Source organism: Escherichia sp. MOD1-EC5189 (assembly GCF_002966045.1).
Classification (GTDB): domain Bacteria; phylum Pseudomonadota; class Gammaproteobacteria; order Enterobacterales; family Enterobacteriaceae; genus Escherichia; species Escherichia coli_F.
On sequence record NZ_PTRX01000007.1, the window covers coordinates 1 to 16,968 of the forward strand.

A 16,968-nucleotide genomic window follows, 5' to 3' on the forward strand; every position below is an offset into this window, starting at 1 on the left:
TGCACCTACCCGTTTTATTACATAACTGAAGAAAGCATTGCATTCCGGGAGCGTCCATATATGTTACCTCGCGCCCGTACCCGATAGCCGAAAGGAATAAGATGAGGGGACCGCGCTAGCGGCGATTTACCGCCGGGAGCCCGGGTTGCCAGGGTGGTGGCGATTGAGCCACCCTGGCACGTTCACCGGCTTGAGCGTTCCAAAGTAGCGAGGAACATAAAGTGAACGGAACAGCCTCTAATGTCACATACTCTCCCGGTTGAATGAAACGCCTGATGCGACGCTTACGCGTCTTATCAGGCCTACATACCATCACACCTCGTACTCCATCTCGCCATCCTTACGCAGTGGAATAATCTGCACCTTCTGCACGCGATGGCTTTCCACCTGCAACGTTTTAAGCAAATAATCCCCCACCTGAACTTCTTCGCCAGGTTTTGGAATACGCTGCAAATATTCCATCAACAGCCCGGCAATGGTGTGATATTCACGTTTTTCATCCAGCGGCAGCAGCACATATTGCACCAGATCTTCCAGCGGCATATGACCATTCGCCGTCCAGGAACCGTCGGCATTTTTCTGAATATCATGACGGGCATCGATCTCTTCCACTTCGTTTGGCAAGTTACCTGCAATGGTTTCAGTGACGTCACTTAATGTCACAATCCCTTCCACCGAGCCAAACTCATCCACCACAAAAGCAAAGTGTGTGCGAGCATTACGGAACTGCTCCAGGGCAGGTAACAACGGCAATGTTTCCGGGAACACCAGCGGCTGGCGGATCAACACCCGCAGGTTGAGCGGTTCACCGCGCAGCGACTGTTGCAGAAGATCGATAACGTGAACGACACCGAGCAAATCTTCCGCGTCATCGCCGTCGGTAACGACCAGACGCGTGTGCTGATTTCGCTCCAGCAGCTGGCGGATCTCCTCTTCTGGCACGTTGAGATCGATATGCTCAATATCGTGGCGCGACGTCATGATGCTGCTGACAGTACGCTGGTTAAGATTAAGTACCCGCTCAATCATCCGCCGTTCCTGCGGATTAAAGATCTGCTGGTTACCATGATCCACCAGCATGGACGCGGTTTCGGCATCCAGCTCCGCATCTTCTTTTTGCCCGCTTAACAAGCGCATTACCGCTTCGGTAGTTCGCTGGCGCAGCGTCTGGTTAGCGGAGAGAAAACGTCGCCGGTTAAAGATGGCAAGTTGATTGAGCGCCTCGATCATTACCGAGAAACCAATCGCGGCGTACAGATATCCCTTCGGAATGACGAAGCCGAAACCTTCCGCCACCAGGCTAAAGCCAATCATCAACAGGAAGCTTAGGCAGAGAATAACGATGGTCGGGTGACTGTTAACAAATTGCGTTAACGGCTTGCTGGCCATCAACATCAGGCTGATAGCGATAACCACGGCGGCCATCATGACCAGTAAATGGTCGACCATCCCGACGGCAGTAATCACCGAGTCAAGTGAGAAGATGGCGTCCAGTACCACAATTTGCGTCACCACGCCCCAGAACTTCGCACCTTTGCGTTGCGTGGGGTTATTGCTGTCTTTCCCCTCCAGCCGTTCGTTCAACTCCATCGTGGCTTTGAACAGCAGGAAGAAACCACCAAACAGCATGATTAAGTCGCGGGCGCTAAAGGTAAACGAGCGGAAGCTGAACAGTGGTTGAGTCAGGGTGACCAGCCAGGAGATTGACGCCAGCAGTAACAGGCGCATTAACATTGCCAGCAGCAGCCCGGTAACCCGTGCGCGGTCGCGCTGCTTCGGCGGTAGTTTTTCGGCGAGGATGGCAATAAAGACCAGGTTATCAATGCCGAGGACCAGTTCGATCACAATCAGCGTGATTAACCCGGCCCAGATAGACGGATCGGCAATCCATTCCATAGTAAGTACAAAACCTATTCGTTGTATGACAAATGTCACAATTCGATCATGGATAAATCAGGGCAAAAATGCAATGTCACAGCACTATTTATCTGACTTTATTTGAGGGCTATAACATCGCATTATCCCTGAATTAAAAGTGGCAATAATAAAGCGCTATTTAAGAAATATCGCATATGGAGACATTATATTAATTATTGTCAACCTAAAGAAATTCCTAAAAAACATATTGATTGACACTTAATATAATTCTTAAAAATAGCCAATTGCCGAATTGTTACCTTGCCTGCTATTCCGTTAGCTGTAACACTTCCTCCTGCATTATTGGAAGCCAATATTCAATTACCATAATGCCACCTTATATCTGGAAAATTAATTCACGGAATAACGCTTTTTCATAATCGGCTGCATGATGAAAGAGTTGGAAAATCTAAACTAAATCAGTGTGTTGGTAGCTGAAAAGCCAGGGGAGGTAGCGTGTCTGGACGCCTGAAAGACCAGTCTGAATTATTCTGTCAATAGCCTGCGGATGAAATCAATTTTTTTAGGACTGATGCCAGTTAAATTTTTATTCAATTAACTGCAAGGTAAATGTGCATGGCGACATTGCTATTAATAGTGCACAGGATAATTACTCTGCCAAAGTGATAAATAAACAATGATGAAATCCAAAATGAAATTGATGCCATTATTGGTGTCAGTAACCTTGATAAGCGGTTGCACAGTACTTCCGGGCAGCAATATGTCGACGATGGGTAAAGACGTCATCAAACAGCAGGACGCTGATTTCGATCTCGACAAAATGGTGAATGTTTATCCGCTGACCCCGCGCCTGATTGATCAATTACGTCCACGCCCGAACGTCGCGCGCCCCAATATGACGCTGGAAAGCGAGATTGCCAATTATCAATATCGTGTCGGGCCGGGCGACGTTCTTAATGTCACCGTCTGGGATCACCCGGAACTCACCACTCCAGCTGGTCAGTACCGCAGCTCCAGCGACACCGGCAACTGGGTACAGCCTGACGGCACTATGTTCTACCCGTATATCGGCAAGGTTCACGTGGTGGGGAAAACGCTCGCTGAAATCCGCAGTGATATTACCGGGCGCTTAGCGACGTACATCGCTGACCCGCAGGTGGACGTTAATATCGCCGCCTTCCGCTCGCAAAAAGCGTATATCTCAGGTCAGGTGAATAAATCCGGTCAACAGGCCATCACCAACGTACCACTGACCATTCTCGATGCCATTAACGCCGCAGGTGGCCTGACCGATACCGCTGACTGGCGCAACGTGGTGCTAACACACAATGGTCGTGAAGAACGCATTTCTTTGCAGGCGCTGATGCAAAACGGTGACCTCAATCAGAATCGACTGCTTTACCCCGGCGATATCCTCTACGTGCCGCGTAATGATGATCTGAAAGTATTTGTGATGGGTGAAGTGAAGAAACAGAGCACCCTGAAAATGGACTTTAGCGGCATGACCTTGACTGAAGCCCTGGGCAATGCCGAAGGTATCGACATGACCACCTCCAACGCCAGCGGCATCTTTGTCATTCGTCCATTGAAAGGCGAGGGCGGGCGTAACGGCAAGATCGCCAATATCTACCAACTGGATATGTCCGATGCCACGTCGCTGGTGATGGCGACAGAATTCCGCCTGCAGCCTTATGACGTGGTGTATGTCACCACCGCCCCGGTTTCCCGCTGGAACCGTCTGATCAATCAGTTGCTGCCAACTATTAGCGGTGTCCGTTACATGACGGATACAGCCAGCGACATTCATAACTGGTAATCGTCATGTTTAACAACATCTTAGTTGTCTGTGTCGGCAATATTTGCCGTTCCCCGACGGCGGAACGCTTACTGCAACGTTATCACCCTGAGCTGAAAGTAGAATCCGCTGGTCTCGGCGCACTGGTCGGTAAAGGGGCTGATCCTACTGCCATCAGTGTTGCTGCAGAACATCAACTGTCTCTGGAAGGTCACTGTGCACGGCAAATCAGCCGCCGCCTGTGTCGCAACTACGACCTGATATTGACCATGGAAAAGCGCCATATCGAACGCTTATGCGAGATGGCACCTGAGATGCGCGGCAAAGTGATGCTGTTTGGTCACTGGGATAACGAATGTGAAATCCCCGATCCGTATCGCAAAAGCCGGGAAACGTTTGCAGCGGTGTACACATTACTTGAACGGTCTGCCCGCCAGTGGGCGCAGGCATTGAACGCAGAGCAGGTATAACAATGACAGAAAAAGTAAAACAACATGCCGCTCCGGTAACGGGCAGTGATGAAATCGATATTGGTCGCCTGGTCGGCACCGTCATTGAAGCGCGCTGGTGGGTAATTGGCATCACCGCCGTATTCGCCCTCTGTGCTGTGGTTTACACCTTCTTCGCTACGCCGATATACAGCGCCGACGCACTGGTACAAATTGAGCAAAGCAGCGGCAATTCGTTAGTGCAGGATATCGGCTCGGCGTTAGCCAACAAGCCGCCAGCATCGGACGCTGAGATCCAGTTGATTCGCTCGCGTCTGGTGCTCGGTAAAACGGTGGACGATCTTGACCTCGATATTGCGGTGAGCAAAAACACGTTCCCCATTTTCGGCGCGGGCTGGGATCGCCTGATGGGACGTCAGAACGAGACAGTAAAAGTGACCACCTTTAACCGTCCAAAAGAGATGGTGGATCAGGTGTTTACGCTTAATGTGCTTGATGACAAAAACTACACCCTGAGCAGCGACGGCGGCTTTAGCGCCCGTGGGCAAGCGGGCCAGATGCTGAAAAAAGAAGGCGTCACGCTGATGGTTGAAGCCATTCACGCCAGCCCGGGCAGTGAGTTTACCGTCACTAAATACTCCACGCTGGGGATGATCAATCAACTGCAAAACAGCCTGACGGTAACAGAGAATGGCAAAGACGCTGGCGTACTGAGCCTGACTTATACCGGTGAAGATCGCGAACAGATCCGCGACATTCTTAACAGTATCGCCCGTAACTATCAGGAACAAAATATTGAGCGCAAATCGGCGGAAGCGTCGAAAAGCCTCGCCTTCCTCGCGCAACAGTTACCAGAAGTACGCAGCCGCCTTGATGTTGCCGAAAACAAACTGAATGCCTTCCGTCAGGATAAAGATTCTGTTGATCTGCCGCTGGAAGCGAAAGCGGTGCTTGATTCAATGGTGAACATCGACGCGCAGTTGAACGAACTGACCTTTAAAGAAGCGGAAATCTCCAAGCTGTACACCAAAGTTCACCCGGCGTATCGCACGCTGCTGGAGAAACGGCAGGCGCTGGAAGAAGAGAAAGCCAAACTTAACGGTCGCGTAACGGCGATGCCGAAGACTCAGCAGGAGATTGTGCGTCTGACGCGCGATGTCGAGTCTGGGCAGCAGGTCTATATGCAACTGCTGAATAAAGAGCAGGAGCTGAAAATCACCGAGGCCAGCACCGTCGGCGATGTGCGCATTGTTGACCCGGCAATCACCCAGCCTGGCGTGCTGAAACCGAAGAAAGGGCTGATTATTCTCGGCGCAATCATCCTCGGCCTGATGCTTTCTATCGTGGGTGTGCTGCTGCGCTCGTTGTTCAATCGCGGCATTGAAAGCCCGCAGGTGCTGGAAGAACACGGCATCAGCGTCTATGCCAGCATCCCGCTGTCGGAGTGGCAAAAAGCGCGCGATAGCGTCAAAACCATCAAAGGGGTTAAACGCTATAAACAGAGCCAGCTACTGGCGGTGGGGAATCCAACCGATCTGGCGATTGAAGCCATCCGTAGTCTGCGTACCAGTTTGCACTTCGCGATGATGCAGGCACAGAACAATGTGTTGATGATGACCGGGGTTAGCCCGTCAATCGGTAAAACCTTTGTCTGCGCTAACCTGGCGGCGGTGATCAGTCAGACCAATAAACGGGTGTTGTTGATCGACTGCGATATGCGCAAAGGCTACACCCACGAGCTGTTGGGCACCAATAACGTCAATGGCCTGTCGGAAATTCTGATTGGTCAGGGCGATATTACTACCGCTGCTAAACCGACCTCTATTGCCAAATTTGACCTGATCCCGCGCGGTCAGGTACCGCCAAATCCTTCCGAACTGTTGATGAGCGAACGCTTTGCGGAACTGGTGAGCTGGGCGAGTAAAAACTATGACCTGGTGTTGATTGATACGCCGCCGATTCTGGCAGTGACCGATGCCGCAATTGTCGGGCGTCACGTCGGAACCACGTTAATGGTGGCGCGTTATGCGGTCAACACCTTGAAAGAAGTGGAAACCAGTCTGAGCCGCTTTGAGCAAAACGGTATTCCGGTGAAAGGGGTGATTCTGAACTCTATCTTCCGCCGCGCCAGCGCGTATCAGGATTATGGCTATTACGAATATGAATATAAGTCGGACGCGAAATAACGAGATCCGCTGTCGGATGCGATGCTGACGCATCTTATCCGACCTACGTTCACGCCGCATCAGGCAAGCAAACCCGCTCCGTAGGCCGGATAAGGCGTTCACGCCGCATCCGGCAACAGAACCTGTAAACCAGCTTATAAACCGGCAGAACATCTCGATACTCCGGGAGAACAACCTATGAAAGACAATCCGCTGATCTCAATCTATATGCCGACCTGGAACCGCCAACAACTGGCGATTCGGGCGATAAAATCGGTCCTGCGCCAGGACTACAGCAACTGGGAGATGATTATCGTGGATGATTGCTCCACCTCCTGGGAACAGTTGCAACAGTACGTCACCGCCCTCAACGACTCGCGCATTACGTACATTCACAACGACATTAACAGCGGGGCGTGCGCGGTACGTAACCAGGCGATTATGCTGGCGCAAGGGGAATACATCACCGGGATCGATGACGATGATGAATGGACACCCAACCGCCTGAGCGTCTTCCTCGCCCATAAACAGCAACTGGTCACACACGCCTTTTTGTACGCTAACGACTACGTTTGCCAGGGCGAAGTCTATTCCCAACCGGCAAGCTTGCCGCTGTATCCCAAATCGCCGTATTCACGCCGCCTGTTCTACAAACGCAATATCATTGGTAATCAGGTGTTTAGCTGGGCGTGGCGTTTCAAAGAGTGCTTGTTCGATACCGAACTGAAAGCGGCACAGGATTACGACATCTTCCTGCGAATGGTGGTGGAGTACGGCGAACCGTGGAAAGTGGAAGAGGCGACGCAGATCCTGCATATCAATCACGGCGAAATGCAGATCACCTCGTCACCGAAAAAATTCTCCGGGTACTTCCACTTTTATCGTAAGCACAAAGACAAATTCGACCGCGCCAGCAAGAAATATCAGTTGTTTACCCTCTACCAGATCCGCAATAAACGCATGACCTGGCGCACCTTGTTGACGCTGCTGTCGGTGCGTAACGGCAAACGTCTGGCTGATGGAATTCGGGGGCGCTAAAGATGCTGGAAGATCTGCGCGCCAACAGCTGGAGTTTACGCCCGTGCTGCATGGTTCTTGCCTATCGCGTTGCTCATTTTTGTTCAGTGTGGCGCAAAAAAAACGTCCTCAACAATCTGTGGGCGGCCCCGCTGCTGGTGTTGTATCGCATTATCACCGAATGCTTTTTCGGTTATGAAATCCAGGCCGCCGCGACCATTGGCCGACGCTTTACTATCCATCACGGCTATGCCGTAGTGATCAATAAAAACGTGGTCGCGGGGGATGATTTCACCATTCGCCACGGCGTCACTATCGGCAATCGTGGTGCCAATTACATGGCATGTCCACACATTGGCAACGGCGTCGAGCTTGGTGCCAACGTCATTATTCTCGGCGATATCACGATTGGTAACAACGTTACCGTGGGGGCGGGCAGCGTGGTGCTCGACGCAATCCCGGACAACGCGCTGGTGGTGGGAGAAAAAGCGCGAGTGAAGGTAATTAAATGAATATTCTGCAATTTAATGTGCGACTGGCGGAAGGCGGGGCGGCAGGTGTGGCGTTAGATCTCCACCAGCGCGCGCTGCAACAGGGGCTGGCGTCACATTTTGTCTACGGCTACGGCAAAGGCGGCAAAGAGAGCGTCAGCCATCAGAACTATCCGCAGGTGATCAAACATACGCCGCGGATAACCGCGATGGCGAACATTGCCCTGTTTCGTCTGTTTAATCGCGATCTGTTCGGCAACTTCAATGAGTTATATCGCACCATTACTCGCACACCGGGACCGGTAGTCCTGCATTTTCATGTGCTGCACAGCTACTGGTTGAATCTTAAGAGCGTGGTGCACTTTTGCGAAAAGGTGAAAAACCACAAACCGGATGTCACTTTGGTCTGGACGCTGCACGATCACTGGAGCGTTACCGGACGCTGCGCTTTTACCGACGGGTGCGAAGGCTGGAAAACGGGCTGTCAGAAATGCCCGACCTTAAATAACTATCCGCCGGTGAAGATTGATCGCGCACACCAGCTGGTGGCGGGCAAACGCCAGTTATTCCGCGAGATGCTGGCGCTGGGCTGTCAGTTTATTTCCCCCAGCCAGCATGTGGCTGATGCTTTCAATAGCCTGTACGGTCCAGGGCGTTGCCGGATTATCAATAATGGCATTGATATGGCAACCGAAGCGATTCTGGCGGACCTGCCTCCGGTGCGCGAAACTCAGGGCAAGCCGAAAATCGCAGTGGTGGCGCATGACCTGCGTTACGACGGCAAAACTAACCAGCAACTGGTGCGCGAGATGATAGCGCTGGGCGACAAAATCGAACTGCATACCTTCGGTAAGTTCTCGCCGTTCACCGCTGGTAACGTTGTCAATCACGGCTTTGAAACCGACAAACGTAAGTTAATGAGCGCGCTCAATCAGATGGATGCGCTGGTGTTCAGTTCTCGCGTCGATAACTACCCGCTGATTTTGTGTGAGGCGCTATCGATTGGCGTGCCGGTGATTGCCACCCATAGCGATGCGGCGCGGGAAGTGCTGCAAAAATCCGGCGGTAAAACCGTCAGCGAAGAAGACGTGCTGAAACTGGTGCAGTTAAGCAAACCGGAAATCGCGCAGGCGATATTTGGTACCACGCTGGCTGAGTTCAGCCAACGCAGCCGCGCCGCCTACAGTGGACAACAGATGCTGGAGGAGTATGTCAACTTCTATCAGAATCTGTAGCTACCTGCTGCTGCCGCTGATTTACCTGCTGGTTAACGTCAAAATCGCCCAGCTTGGCGAAAGTTTCCCCATCACCATCGTCACTTTTTTACCTGTCTTGTTACTGCTGTTTTTAGAGCGCATCAGCGTTAAAAAATTGATGATTGCCTTAGGGATTGGTGCGGGACTCACGGCGTTTAACTACCTGTTTGGTCAGTCGCTGGATGCCAGTAAATACGTCACTTCAACTATGCTGTTTGTCTATATTGTGATCATTATTGGCATGGTGTGGAGTATTCGTTTTAAAACAATTTCGCCACACAACCATCGCAAGATATTACGTTTCTTTTATCTGGTGGTCGGGCTGGTGGTGGCGCTGGCGGCGGTGGAGATGGCGCAAATTATCCTCACCGGCGGCAGTAGTATTATGGAGTCGATTTCGAAATATCTGATTTACAGCAACAGCTATGTGCTGAATTTCATTAAATTCGGCGGCAAGCGCACAACAGCACTTTATTTCGAACCGGCATTTTTCGCTCTGGCATTAATCTCAATTTGGCTCAGTATCAAACAGTTTGGTATCAAAACGCCTAAAACCGATGCTATGATTCTCGCAGGGATAATATTATCCGGATCGTTTTCAGGGGTTATGACCTTTATCCTGTTTTATTTGTTGGAGTGGGCGTTTCAATATCTGAATAAAGAGGCGATTAAGAAAAAGTTACCGTTAGCATTGATTTCTCTGGCTGTATTCCTGGTTGGTGTGGTAATCGCGTTTCCTTATATTTCCACCCGCTTGGGCGATTTAGGTACGGAAGGATCGTCATCGTATTATCGTATTGTCGGTCCACTGGTGATGGTCGGTTATTCTTTGAGCCATATTGACGGTGTAGTCAGATTTGGCTCACTTTATGAATATGTCGCATCATTCGGAATATTTAACGGTGCGGATGTCGGAAAAACCATAGACAATGGTTTGTATCTGCTGATTATTTATTTTTCCTGGTTCGCGGTGTTTTTATCACTGTGGTACATGGGGAAAGTGATAAAAATGATGATCAACGCTTTTGGTGATAACCGCAATTTTCGCGTGCAATTATATCTTTTCACTCCGGTATCGCTGTTTTTTACCGGTTCGATATTTAGCCCGGAATATGCATTTTTAATCGTCTGTCCGTTTATTTTGCGAAAAGCGTTAAATATACACCCTAAATAATTCGAGTTGCAGGAAGTTGGTGACGCAGCGAATCCCCAGGAGCGTACACGAGTACGTGACTGGGGTGAGCGAGGAAAACCAACGCACATGCAGCTTGAAGTATGACGGGTATTACGAGGTAAGAACATGTTGCTTAGCATAATCACTGTCGCGTTTCGTAACCTCGAAGGGATAGTCAAAACACACGCCTCGCTGGCGCATCTGGCGCAGGCTGACGATATCAGCTTCGAATGGATTGTTGTCGATGGCGGTTCCAACGACGGTACCCGTGAGTACCTGGAAAATCTCAATGGTATCTATAACCTACGCTTTGTTAGCGAGCCAGATAACGGTATCTACGACGCCATGAACAAAGGCATTGCGATGGCACAAGGCAAGTTTGCGCTGTTTCTCAACTCGGGCGATATTTTTCATCAGGATGCCGCAAATTTTGTCCGTAGATTAAAAATGCAAAAAGATAACGTGATGATTACCGGCGATGCGCTGCTGGATTTTGGCGACGGGCATAAAATTAAACGTAGCGCCAAACCTGGCTGGTATATTTATCACAGCCTGCCCGCCAGTCATCAGGCGATATTTTTCCCGGTATCCGGCTTGAAAAAATGGCGTTATGACCTGGAGTATAAAGTTTCTTCCGATTATGCGCTGGCGGCCAAAATGTATAAAGCCGGTTATGCATTTAAAAAACTCAATGGCCTGGTGTCTGAATTTTCTATGGGTGGAGTATCTACCACCAATAATATGGAATTGTGTGCTGACGCGAAAAAAGTCCAACGGCAAATATTACATGTGCCTGGCTTCTGGGCAGAATTATCCTGGCATTTACGCCAGCGCACGACGGGTAAGACTAAAGCCTTATATAACAAAGTCTGAATATAAGGAATACCAATGCAAGATTTAAGTGGTTTCTCGGTGCCGAAAGGGTTCCGGGGCGGCAACGCTATTAAAGTGCAGTTATGGTGGGCAGTACAGGCAACATTATTTGCCTGGTCGCCACAAGTATTGTATCGCTGGCGGGCATTTTTATTACGTTTATTTGGCGCAAAAATAGGAAAAAACGTAGTTATTCGTCCGTCAGTAAAAATTACCTATCCGTGGAAATTAACCTTAGGTGATTACGCGTGGGTCGGCGATGACGTCAATTTATATACCCTCGGTGAAATAACCATTGGCGCACATTCGGTGATATCGCAAAAAAGTTATTTATGCACCGGGAGCCACGACCATGCAAGTCGACATTTCACCATAAACGCCACGCCCATTGTGATTGGTGAGAAATGCTGGCTGGCAACCGATGTTTTTGTTGCTCCTGGCGTCACGATCGGCGACGGCACCGTCGTGGGTGCGCGAAGCAGTGTTTTTAAATCGCTTCCGGCAAATAGAGTTTGCCGGGGGAATCCCGCAGTGGTGATACGCGAACGCGTTGAAACTGAATAAATTCAAAAAATACAGAGGAATAAGACATGTCAAAAGTCGCTCTCATCACCGGTGTAACCGGACAAGACGGTTCTTACCTGGCAGAGTTTCTGCTGGAAAAAGGTTACGAGGTGCATGGTATTAAGCGTCGTGCATCTTCATTCAACACCGAGCGCGTGGATCATATTTATCAGGATCCGCATACCTGTAACCCGAAATTCCATCTGCATTATGGCGACCTGAGTGATACCTCCAACCTGACGCGTATTTTGCGTGAAGTGCAGCCGGATGAAGTGTACAACCTGGGGGCAATGAGCCACGTTGCGGTTTCTTTTGAGTCACCGGAATATACCGCAGACGTTGATGCGATGGGCACACTGCGTCTGCTGGAGGCGATCCGCTTCCTTGGTCTGGAAAAGAAAACCCGTTTCTATCAGGCTTCCACTTCTGAACTGTACGGTCTGGTGCAGGAAATTCCGCAGAAAGAAACCACGCCGTTCTATCCGCGATCTCCGTATGCGGTCGCCAAACTTTATGCCTACTGGATCACCGTTAACTACCGCGAATCCTACGGCATGTACGCCTGTAACGGCATTCTCTTCAACCATGAATCCCCGCGCCGTGGCGAAACCTTCGTTACCCGCAAAATCACCCGCGCAATCGCCAATATCGCTCAAGGGCTGGAGTCGTGCCTGTACCTCGGCAATATGGATTCCCTGCGTGACTGGGGCCACGCCAAAGACTACGTAAAAATGCAGTGGATGATGCTGCAACAGGAACAGCCAGAAGATTTCGTTATTGCCACCGGCGTTCAGTACTCCGTGCGTCAGTTCGTGGAAATGGCGGCAGCACAGCTGGGCATCAAACTGCGCTTTGAAGGCACGGGCGTTGAAGAGAAGGGCATTGTGGTTTCCGTCACCGGGCATGACGCGCCGGGCGTTAAACCGGGCGATGTGATTATCGCCGTTGACCCGCGTTACTTCCGTCCTGCTGAAGTAGAAACGCTGCTCGGCGACCCAACCAAAGCGCACGAAAAACTGGGCTGGAAACCGGAAATCACCCTCAGAGAGATGGTATCTGAAATGGTGGCTAATGACCTCGAAGCGGCGAAAAAACACTCTCTGCTGAAATCTCACGGCTACGACGTGGCGATCGCGCTGGAGTCATAAGCATGAGTAAACAACGTATTTTTATCGCTGGCCATCGCGGGATGGTCGGTTCTGCCATCAAGCGACAGCTCGAACAGCGCGGTGATGTGGAACTGGTATTACGCACCCGCGACGAACTGAACCTGCTGGACAGCCGCGCGGTGCATGATTTCTTTGCCAGCGAGCGCATTGACCAGGTCTATCTGGCGGCGGCGAAAGTGGGCGGGATTGTCGCCAACAACACGTATCCGGCGGATTTCATCTACCAGAATATGATGATTGAGAGCAACATCATTCACGCTGCGCATCAGAACGACGTCAACAAACTGCTGTTTCTCGGATCGTCCTGCATCTACCCAAAACTGGCAAAACAGCCGATGGCAGAAAGCGAGCTGTTACAGGGCACGCTGGAGCCGACCAACGAGCCATACGCCATTGCCAAAATCGCCGGGATCAAACTGTGCGAATCTTACAACCGCCAGTATGGACGCGATTACCGCTCTGTCATGCCGACCAACCTGTACGGGCCGCACGACAACTTCCATCCGAATAATTCGCATGTGATCCCCGCATTGCTGCGCCGCTTCCACGAGGCGACGGCACAGAATGCACCGGACGTGGTGGTGTGGGGCAGCGGTACGCCGATGCGCGAATTTCTGCATGTCGATGATATGGCGGCGGCAAGCATTCATGTCATGGAGCTGGCGCACGAAGTCTGGCAGGAGAACACCCAGCCGATGCTGTCGCACATTAACGTCGGCACGGGTGTTGACTGCACTATCCGCGAGCTGGCGCAAACCATCGCCAAAGTGGTGGGTTACAAAGGTCGGGTGGTTTTCGATGCCAGCAAACCGGATGGTACGCCGCGCAAACTGCTGGATGTGACGCGCCTGCATCAGCTTGGCTGGTATCACGAAATCTCACTGGAAGCGGGGCTTGCCAGCACTTACCAGTGGTTCCTTGAGAATCAAGACCGCTTTCGGGGGTAATGATGTTTTTACGTCAGGAAGACTTTGCCACGGTAGTGCGCTCCACACCGCTTGTCTCTCTCGACTTTATTGTCGAGAACAGTCGCGGCGAGTTTCTGCTTGGCAAAAGAACCAACCGCCCGGCGCAGGGTTACTGGTTTGTGCCGGGAGGGCGCGTGCAGAAAGACGAAACGCTGGAAGCCGCATTTGAGCGGCTGACGCTTGCGGAACTGGGGCTGCGTCTGCCGATAACAGCAGGCCAGTTTTACGGTGTCTGGCAGCACTTTTATGACGATAACTTCTCCGGCACGGATTTCACCACTCACTATGTGGTGCTCGGTTTTCGCTTCAGAGTCGCGGAAGAAGAACTGTTACTGCCGGATGAGCAGCATGACGATTACCGCTGGCTGACGCCGGACGCACTGCTCGCCAGTGACAATGTTCACGCTAACAGCCGCGCCTATTTTCTCGCTGAGAAGCGTGCCGGAGTACCCGGATTATGAAAATACTGGTCTACGGCATTAACTACTCGCCGGAGTTAACCGGCATCGGCAAATACACCGGCGAGATGGTGGAATGGTTGGCAGCACAAGGTCATGAGGTGCGGGTCATTACCGCACCGCCGTACTACCCGCAGTGGCAGGTGGGCGAGAACTATTCCGCATGGTGGTACAAACGAGAAGAGGGGGCCGCCACGGTGTGGCGCTGCCCGCTGTATGTGCCAAAACAGCCGAGCACCCTGAAACGCCTGTTACATCTCGGCAGCTTTGCCGCCAGCAGTTTTTTTCCCCTGATGGCGCAACGTCGCTGGAAGCCGGATCGCATTATCGGCGTAGTACCAACGCTGTTTTGCACGCCGGGAATGCGCCTGCTGGCGAAACTCTCTGGTGCGCGTACTGTGTTGCATATTCAGGATTACGAAGTGGATGCCATGCTGGGGCTGGGCCTTGCCGGAAAAGGTAAAGGCGGCAAAGTGGCACAGCTGGCGACAGCCTTCGAACGTAGCGGACTGCATAACGTCGATAACGTCTCCACGATTTCGCGTTCGATGATGAATAAAGCCGTTGAAAAAGGCGTGGCGGCGGAAAACGTCATCTTCTTCCCCAACTGGTCGGAAATTGCCCGTTTTCAACATGTTGCAGACGCCGATGTTGACGCCCTTCGTAACCAACTTGGCCTGCCGGATAACAAAAAAATCATTCTTTACTCCGGCAATATTGGTGAAAAGCAGGGGCTGGAAAACGTTATTGAAGCTGCCGATCGCCTGCGCGATGAACCGCTGATTTTTGCCATTGTCGGGCAGGGCGGCGGCAAAGCGCGGCTGGAAAAAATGGCGCAGCAGCGCGGACTGCGCAATATGCAATTTTTCCCGCTGCAATCGTATGACGCCTTGCCTGCACTGCTGAAGATGGGCGATTGCCATCTGGTGGTGCAAAAACGCGGCGCGGCAGATGCCGTATTGCCGTCGAAACTGACCAATATTCTGGCGGTAGGCGGTAACGCGGTGATTACTGCAGAAGCCCACACCGAACTGGGGCAGCTTTGCGAAACCTTTCCGGGCATTGCGGTTTGCGTAGAGCCGGAATCGGTCGAGGCGCTGGTGGCGGGGATTCGTCAGGCGCTCCTGCTGCCCAAACACAACACGGTGGCACGTGAATATGCCGAACGCACGCTCGATAAAGAGAACGTGTTACGTCAATTTATACATGATATTCGGGGATAATTATGTCGCAGTCGAAACTCTATCCAGTTGTGATGGCAGGTGGCTCCGGTAGCCGCTTATGGCCGCTTTCCCGCGTACTTTATCCCAAGCAGTTTTTATGCCTGAAAGGCGATCTTACCATGCTGCAAACCACCATCTGCCGCCTGAACGGCGTGGAGTGCGAAAGCCCGGTGGTGATTTGCAATGAGCAGCACCGCTTTATTGTCGCGGAACAGCTGCGTCAACTGAACAAACTCACCGAGAACATTATTCTCGAACCGGCAGGGCGTAACACTGCACCTGCCATTGCGTTGGCGGCGCTGGCGGCAAAACGTCATAGCCCGGAGAGCGACCCGTTAATGTTGGTCCTGGCGGCAGATCATGTGATTGCCGACGAAGACGCGTTCCGCGCCGCCGTGCGTAATGCCATGCCGTATGCCGAAGCGGGCAAGCTGGTGACCTTCGGCATTGTGCCGGATCTACCTGAAACCGGATATGGCTATATTCGTCGCGGTGAAGTGTCGGCGGGTGAGCAGGATACGGTGGCCTTTGAAGTGGCGCAGTTTGTCGAAAAACCGAATCTGGAAACCGCTCAGGCCTATGTGGCAAGCGGCGAATATTACTGGAACAGCGGTATGTTCCTGTTCCGCGCCGGACGTTATCTCGAAGAACTGAAAAAATATCGCCCGGATATTCTCGATGCCTGTGAAAAGGCGATGAGTGCCGTCGATCCGGATCTCGATTTTATTCGTGTGGATGAAGAGGCGTTTCTCGCTTGCCCGGAAGAGTCGGTGGATTACGCGGTCATGGAACGTACGGCAGATGCCGTTGTGGTGCCGATGGATGCGGGCTGGAGCGATGTCGGTTCCTGGTCCTCTTTATGGGAGATCAGCGCCCACACCGCGGAAGGCAATGTTTGCCACGGCGATGTGATTAATCACAAAACCGAAAACAGCTACGTGTATGCCGAATCTGGCCTGGTCACCACCGTCGGGGTGAAAGATCTGGTAGTGGTGCAGACCAAAGACGCGGTGCTGATTGCAGACCGTAACGCGGTGCAGGATGTGAAAAAAGTGGTCGAGCAGATCAAAGCCGATGGTCGCCATGAGCATCGGGTGCATCGCGAAGTGTATCGCCCGTGGGGCAAATATGACTCTATCGACGCGGGCGACCGCTACCAGGTGAAACGCATCACCGTGAAACCGGGCGAGGGCTTGTCGGTACAGATGCACCATCACCGCGCGGAACACTGGGTAGTGGTCGCGGGAACGGCAAAAGTCACCATTGACGGTGATATCAAACTGCTTGGTGAAAACGAGTCCATTTATATTCCGCTGGGGGCAAAACACTGCCTGGAAAACCCGGGGAAAATTCCCCTCGATTTAATTGAAGTGCGCTCCGGCTCTTATCTCGAAGAGGATGATGTGGTGCGCTTCGCGGATCGCTACGGACGGGTGTAGTAGTTGAATAATCAACCGGAATAAATCTCCGGTAAATAACGACAAAAAC

Annotated in this window: 15 protein-coding genes; 14 read left to right on the forward strand and 1 reads right to left on the reverse strand. The window is 51.8% G+C overall.

The genetic code is table 11. The features are described 5' to 3' along the window. Window positions 1-312: 312 nt before the first annotated feature. Window positions 313-1,896 (reverse strand): TerC family protein, encoded by a 1,584-nt coding sequence (locus ATB02_RS07685; protein ID WP_105271350.1) that lies wholly within the window; start codon window positions 1,894-1,896, stop codon window positions 313-315. 658 nt (window positions 1,897-2,554) lie between these two features. Here ATB02_RS07685 and wza point away from each other — a divergent pair. The 14 genes from wza (at window position 2,555) to cpsB (ending at window position 16,919) form a co-directional block, all read left to right on the forward strand. Then, on the forward strand, window positions 2,555-3,694 hold the full coding sequence (gene wza / locus ATB02_RS07690) for a polysaccharide export protein Wza (protein WP_000978094.1): 1,140 nt from the start codon (window positions 2,555-2,557) through the stop codon (window positions 3,692-3,694). A 5-nt stretch (window positions 3,695-3,699) separates the two neighbouring features. After that, window positions 3,700-4,143, forward strand: a complete 444-nt coding sequence (gene wzb, locus ATB02_RS07695) for a low molecular weight protein-tyrosine-phosphatase Wzb (RefSeq protein ID WP_000482901.1) — start codon at window positions 3,700-3,702, stop codon at window positions 4,141-4,143. Between the two features lie 2 nt (window positions 4,144-4,145). Next, entirely contained in the window at window positions 4,146-6,308 is a 2,163-nt protein-coding gene (wzc, locus tag ATB02_RS07700; protein WP_105271351.1) for a tyrosine-protein kinase Wzc, read from the forward strand. A gap of 177 nt (window positions 6,309-6,485) precedes the next feature. Then, on the forward strand, window positions 6,486-7,325 hold the full coding sequence (wcaA, locus tag ATB02_RS07705; protein WP_000654512.1) for a colanic acid biosynthesis glycosyltransferase WcaA: 840 nt from the start codon (window positions 6,486-6,488) through the stop codon (window positions 7,323-7,325). A gap of 2 nt (window positions 7,326-7,327) precedes the next feature. Continuing rightward, a complete protein-coding gene (gene wcaB, locus ATB02_RS07710) occupies window positions 7,328-7,816 on the forward strand; it encodes a colanic acid biosynthesis acetyltransferase WcaB (protein WP_105271352.1) in 489 nt (162 codons plus the stop codon). Next, window positions 7,813-9,030 carry a colanic acid biosynthesis glycosyltransferase WcaC gene (gene wcaC, locus ATB02_RS07715; RefSeq protein WP_105271353.1) on the forward strand — a complete coding sequence of 406 codons (1,218 nt, stop codon included), beginning with the start codon at window positions 7,813-7,815 and terminating at the stop codon, window positions 9,028-9,030. Before wcaB ends, wcaC begins: the two co-directional genes overlap by 4 nt. Continuing rightward, window positions 9,005-10,225, forward strand: a complete 1,221-nt coding sequence (gene wcaD / locus ATB02_RS07720) for a colanic acid polymerase WcaD (RefSeq protein WP_105271354.1) — start codon at window positions 9,005-9,007, stop codon at window positions 10,223-10,225. The genes wcaC and wcaD overlap by 26 nt, the downstream gene beginning before the upstream one ends. A 126-nt stretch (window positions 10,226-10,351) precedes the next feature. Next, window positions 10,352-11,098: a colanic acid biosynthesis glycosyltransferase WcaE gene (wcaE, locus tag ATB02_RS07725; RefSeq protein WP_105271355.1), complete on the forward strand. Its 747-nt coding sequence runs from the start codon at window positions 10,352-10,354 to the stop codon at window positions 11,096-11,098. Window positions 11,099-11,113: 15 nt separating this feature from the next. Then, complete coding sequence (gene wcaF / locus ATB02_RS07730) at window positions 11,114-11,662, forward strand: colanic acid biosynthesis acetyltransferase WcaF (protein WP_001153577.1); 549 nt, start codon at window positions 11,114-11,116, stop codon at window positions 11,660-11,662. 26 nt (window positions 11,663-11,688) lie between these two features. Next, window positions 11,689-12,810: a GDP-mannose 4,6-dehydratase gene (gmd, locus tag ATB02_RS07735; RefSeq protein ID WP_000048190.1), complete on the forward strand. Its 1,122-nt coding sequence runs from the start codon at window positions 11,689-11,691 to the stop codon at window positions 12,808-12,810. A 2-nt stretch (window positions 12,811-12,812) separates the two neighbouring features. Next, window positions 12,813-13,778: a GDP-L-fucose synthase gene (fcl, locus tag ATB02_RS07740; RefSeq protein ID WP_105271356.1), complete on the forward strand. Its 966-nt coding sequence runs from the start codon at window positions 12,813-12,815 to the stop codon at window positions 13,776-13,778. A gap of 2 nt (window positions 13,779-13,780) precedes the next feature. Then, on the forward strand, window positions 13,781-14,260 hold the full coding sequence (gmm, locus tag ATB02_RS07745) for a GDP-mannose mannosyl hydrolase (RefSeq protein WP_024192246.1): 480 nt from the start codon (window positions 13,781-13,783) through the stop codon (window positions 14,258-14,260). Next, complete coding sequence (gene wcaI / locus ATB02_RS07750) at window positions 14,257-15,480, forward strand: colanic acid biosynthesis fucosyltransferase WcaI (protein ID WP_105271357.1); 1,224 nt, start codon at window positions 14,257-14,259, stop codon at window positions 15,478-15,480. Before gmm ends, wcaI begins: the two co-directional genes overlap by 4 nt. Window positions 15,481-15,482: 2 nt before the next feature. After that, complete coding sequence (gene cpsB, locus ATB02_RS07755; RefSeq protein ID WP_105271358.1) at window positions 15,483-16,919, forward strand: mannose-1-phosphate guanyltransferase; 1,437 nt, start codon at window positions 15,483-15,485, stop codon at window positions 16,917-16,919. Window positions 16,920-16,968: the final 49 nt, after the last annotated feature.

What these genes read in the sequence shown, in the direction of transcription:
- ATB02_RS07685 (WP_105271350.1), bottom strand. Translation starts at nt 1,896, where the DNA reads ATGGAATGGATTGCCGATCCGTCTATCTGGGCCGGGTTAATCACGCTG.
- wza (WP_000978094.1), top strand. Translation starts at nt 2,555, where the DNA reads ATGATGAAATCCAAAATGAAATTGATGCCATTATTGGTGTCAGTAACC.
- wzb (WP_000482901.1), top strand. Translation starts at nt 3,700, where the DNA reads ATGTTTAACAACATCTTAGTTGTCTGTGTCGGCAATATTTGCCGTTCC.
- wzc (WP_105271351.1), top strand. Translation starts at nt 4,146, where the DNA reads ATGACAGAAAAAGTAAAACAACATGCCGCTCCGGTAACGGGCAGTGAT.
- wcaA (WP_000654512.1), top strand. Translation starts at nt 6,486, where the DNA reads ATGAAAGACAATCCGCTGATCTCAATCTATATGCCGACCTGGAACCGC.
- wcaB (WP_105271352.1), top strand. Translation starts at nt 7,328, where the DNA reads ATGCTGGAAGATCTGCGCGCCAACAGCTGGAGTTTACGCCCGTGCTGC.
- wcaC (WP_105271353.1), top strand. Translation starts at nt 7,813, where the DNA reads ATGAATATTCTGCAATTTAATGTGCGACTGGCGGAAGGCGGGGCGGCA.
- wcaD (WP_105271354.1), top strand. Translation starts at nt 9,005, where the DNA reads ATGTCAACTTCTATCAGAATCTGTAGCTACCTGCTGCTGCCGCTGATT.
- wcaE (WP_105271355.1), top strand. Translation starts at nt 10,352, where the DNA reads ATGTTGCTTAGCATAATCACTGTCGCGTTTCGTAACCTCGAAGGGATA.
- wcaF (WP_001153577.1), top strand. Translation starts at nt 11,114, where the DNA reads ATGCAAGATTTAAGTGGTTTCTCGGTGCCGAAAGGGTTCCGGGGCGGC.
- gmd (WP_000048190.1), top strand. Translation starts at nt 11,689, where the DNA reads ATGTCAAAAGTCGCTCTCATCACCGGTGTAACCGGACAAGACGGTTCT.
- fcl (WP_105271356.1), top strand. Translation starts at nt 12,813, where the DNA reads ATGAGTAAACAACGTATTTTTATCGCTGGCCATCGCGGGATGGTCGGT.
- gmm (WP_024192246.1), top strand. Translation starts at nt 13,781, where the DNA reads ATGTTTTTACGTCAGGAAGACTTTGCCACGGTAGTGCGCTCCACACCG.
- wcaI (WP_105271357.1), top strand. Translation starts at nt 14,257, where the DNA reads ATGAAAATACTGGTCTACGGCATTAACTACTCGCCGGAGTTAACCGGC.
- cpsB (WP_105271358.1), top strand. Translation starts at nt 15,483, where the DNA reads ATGTCGCAGTCGAAACTCTATCCAGTTGTGATGGCAGGTGGCTCCGGT.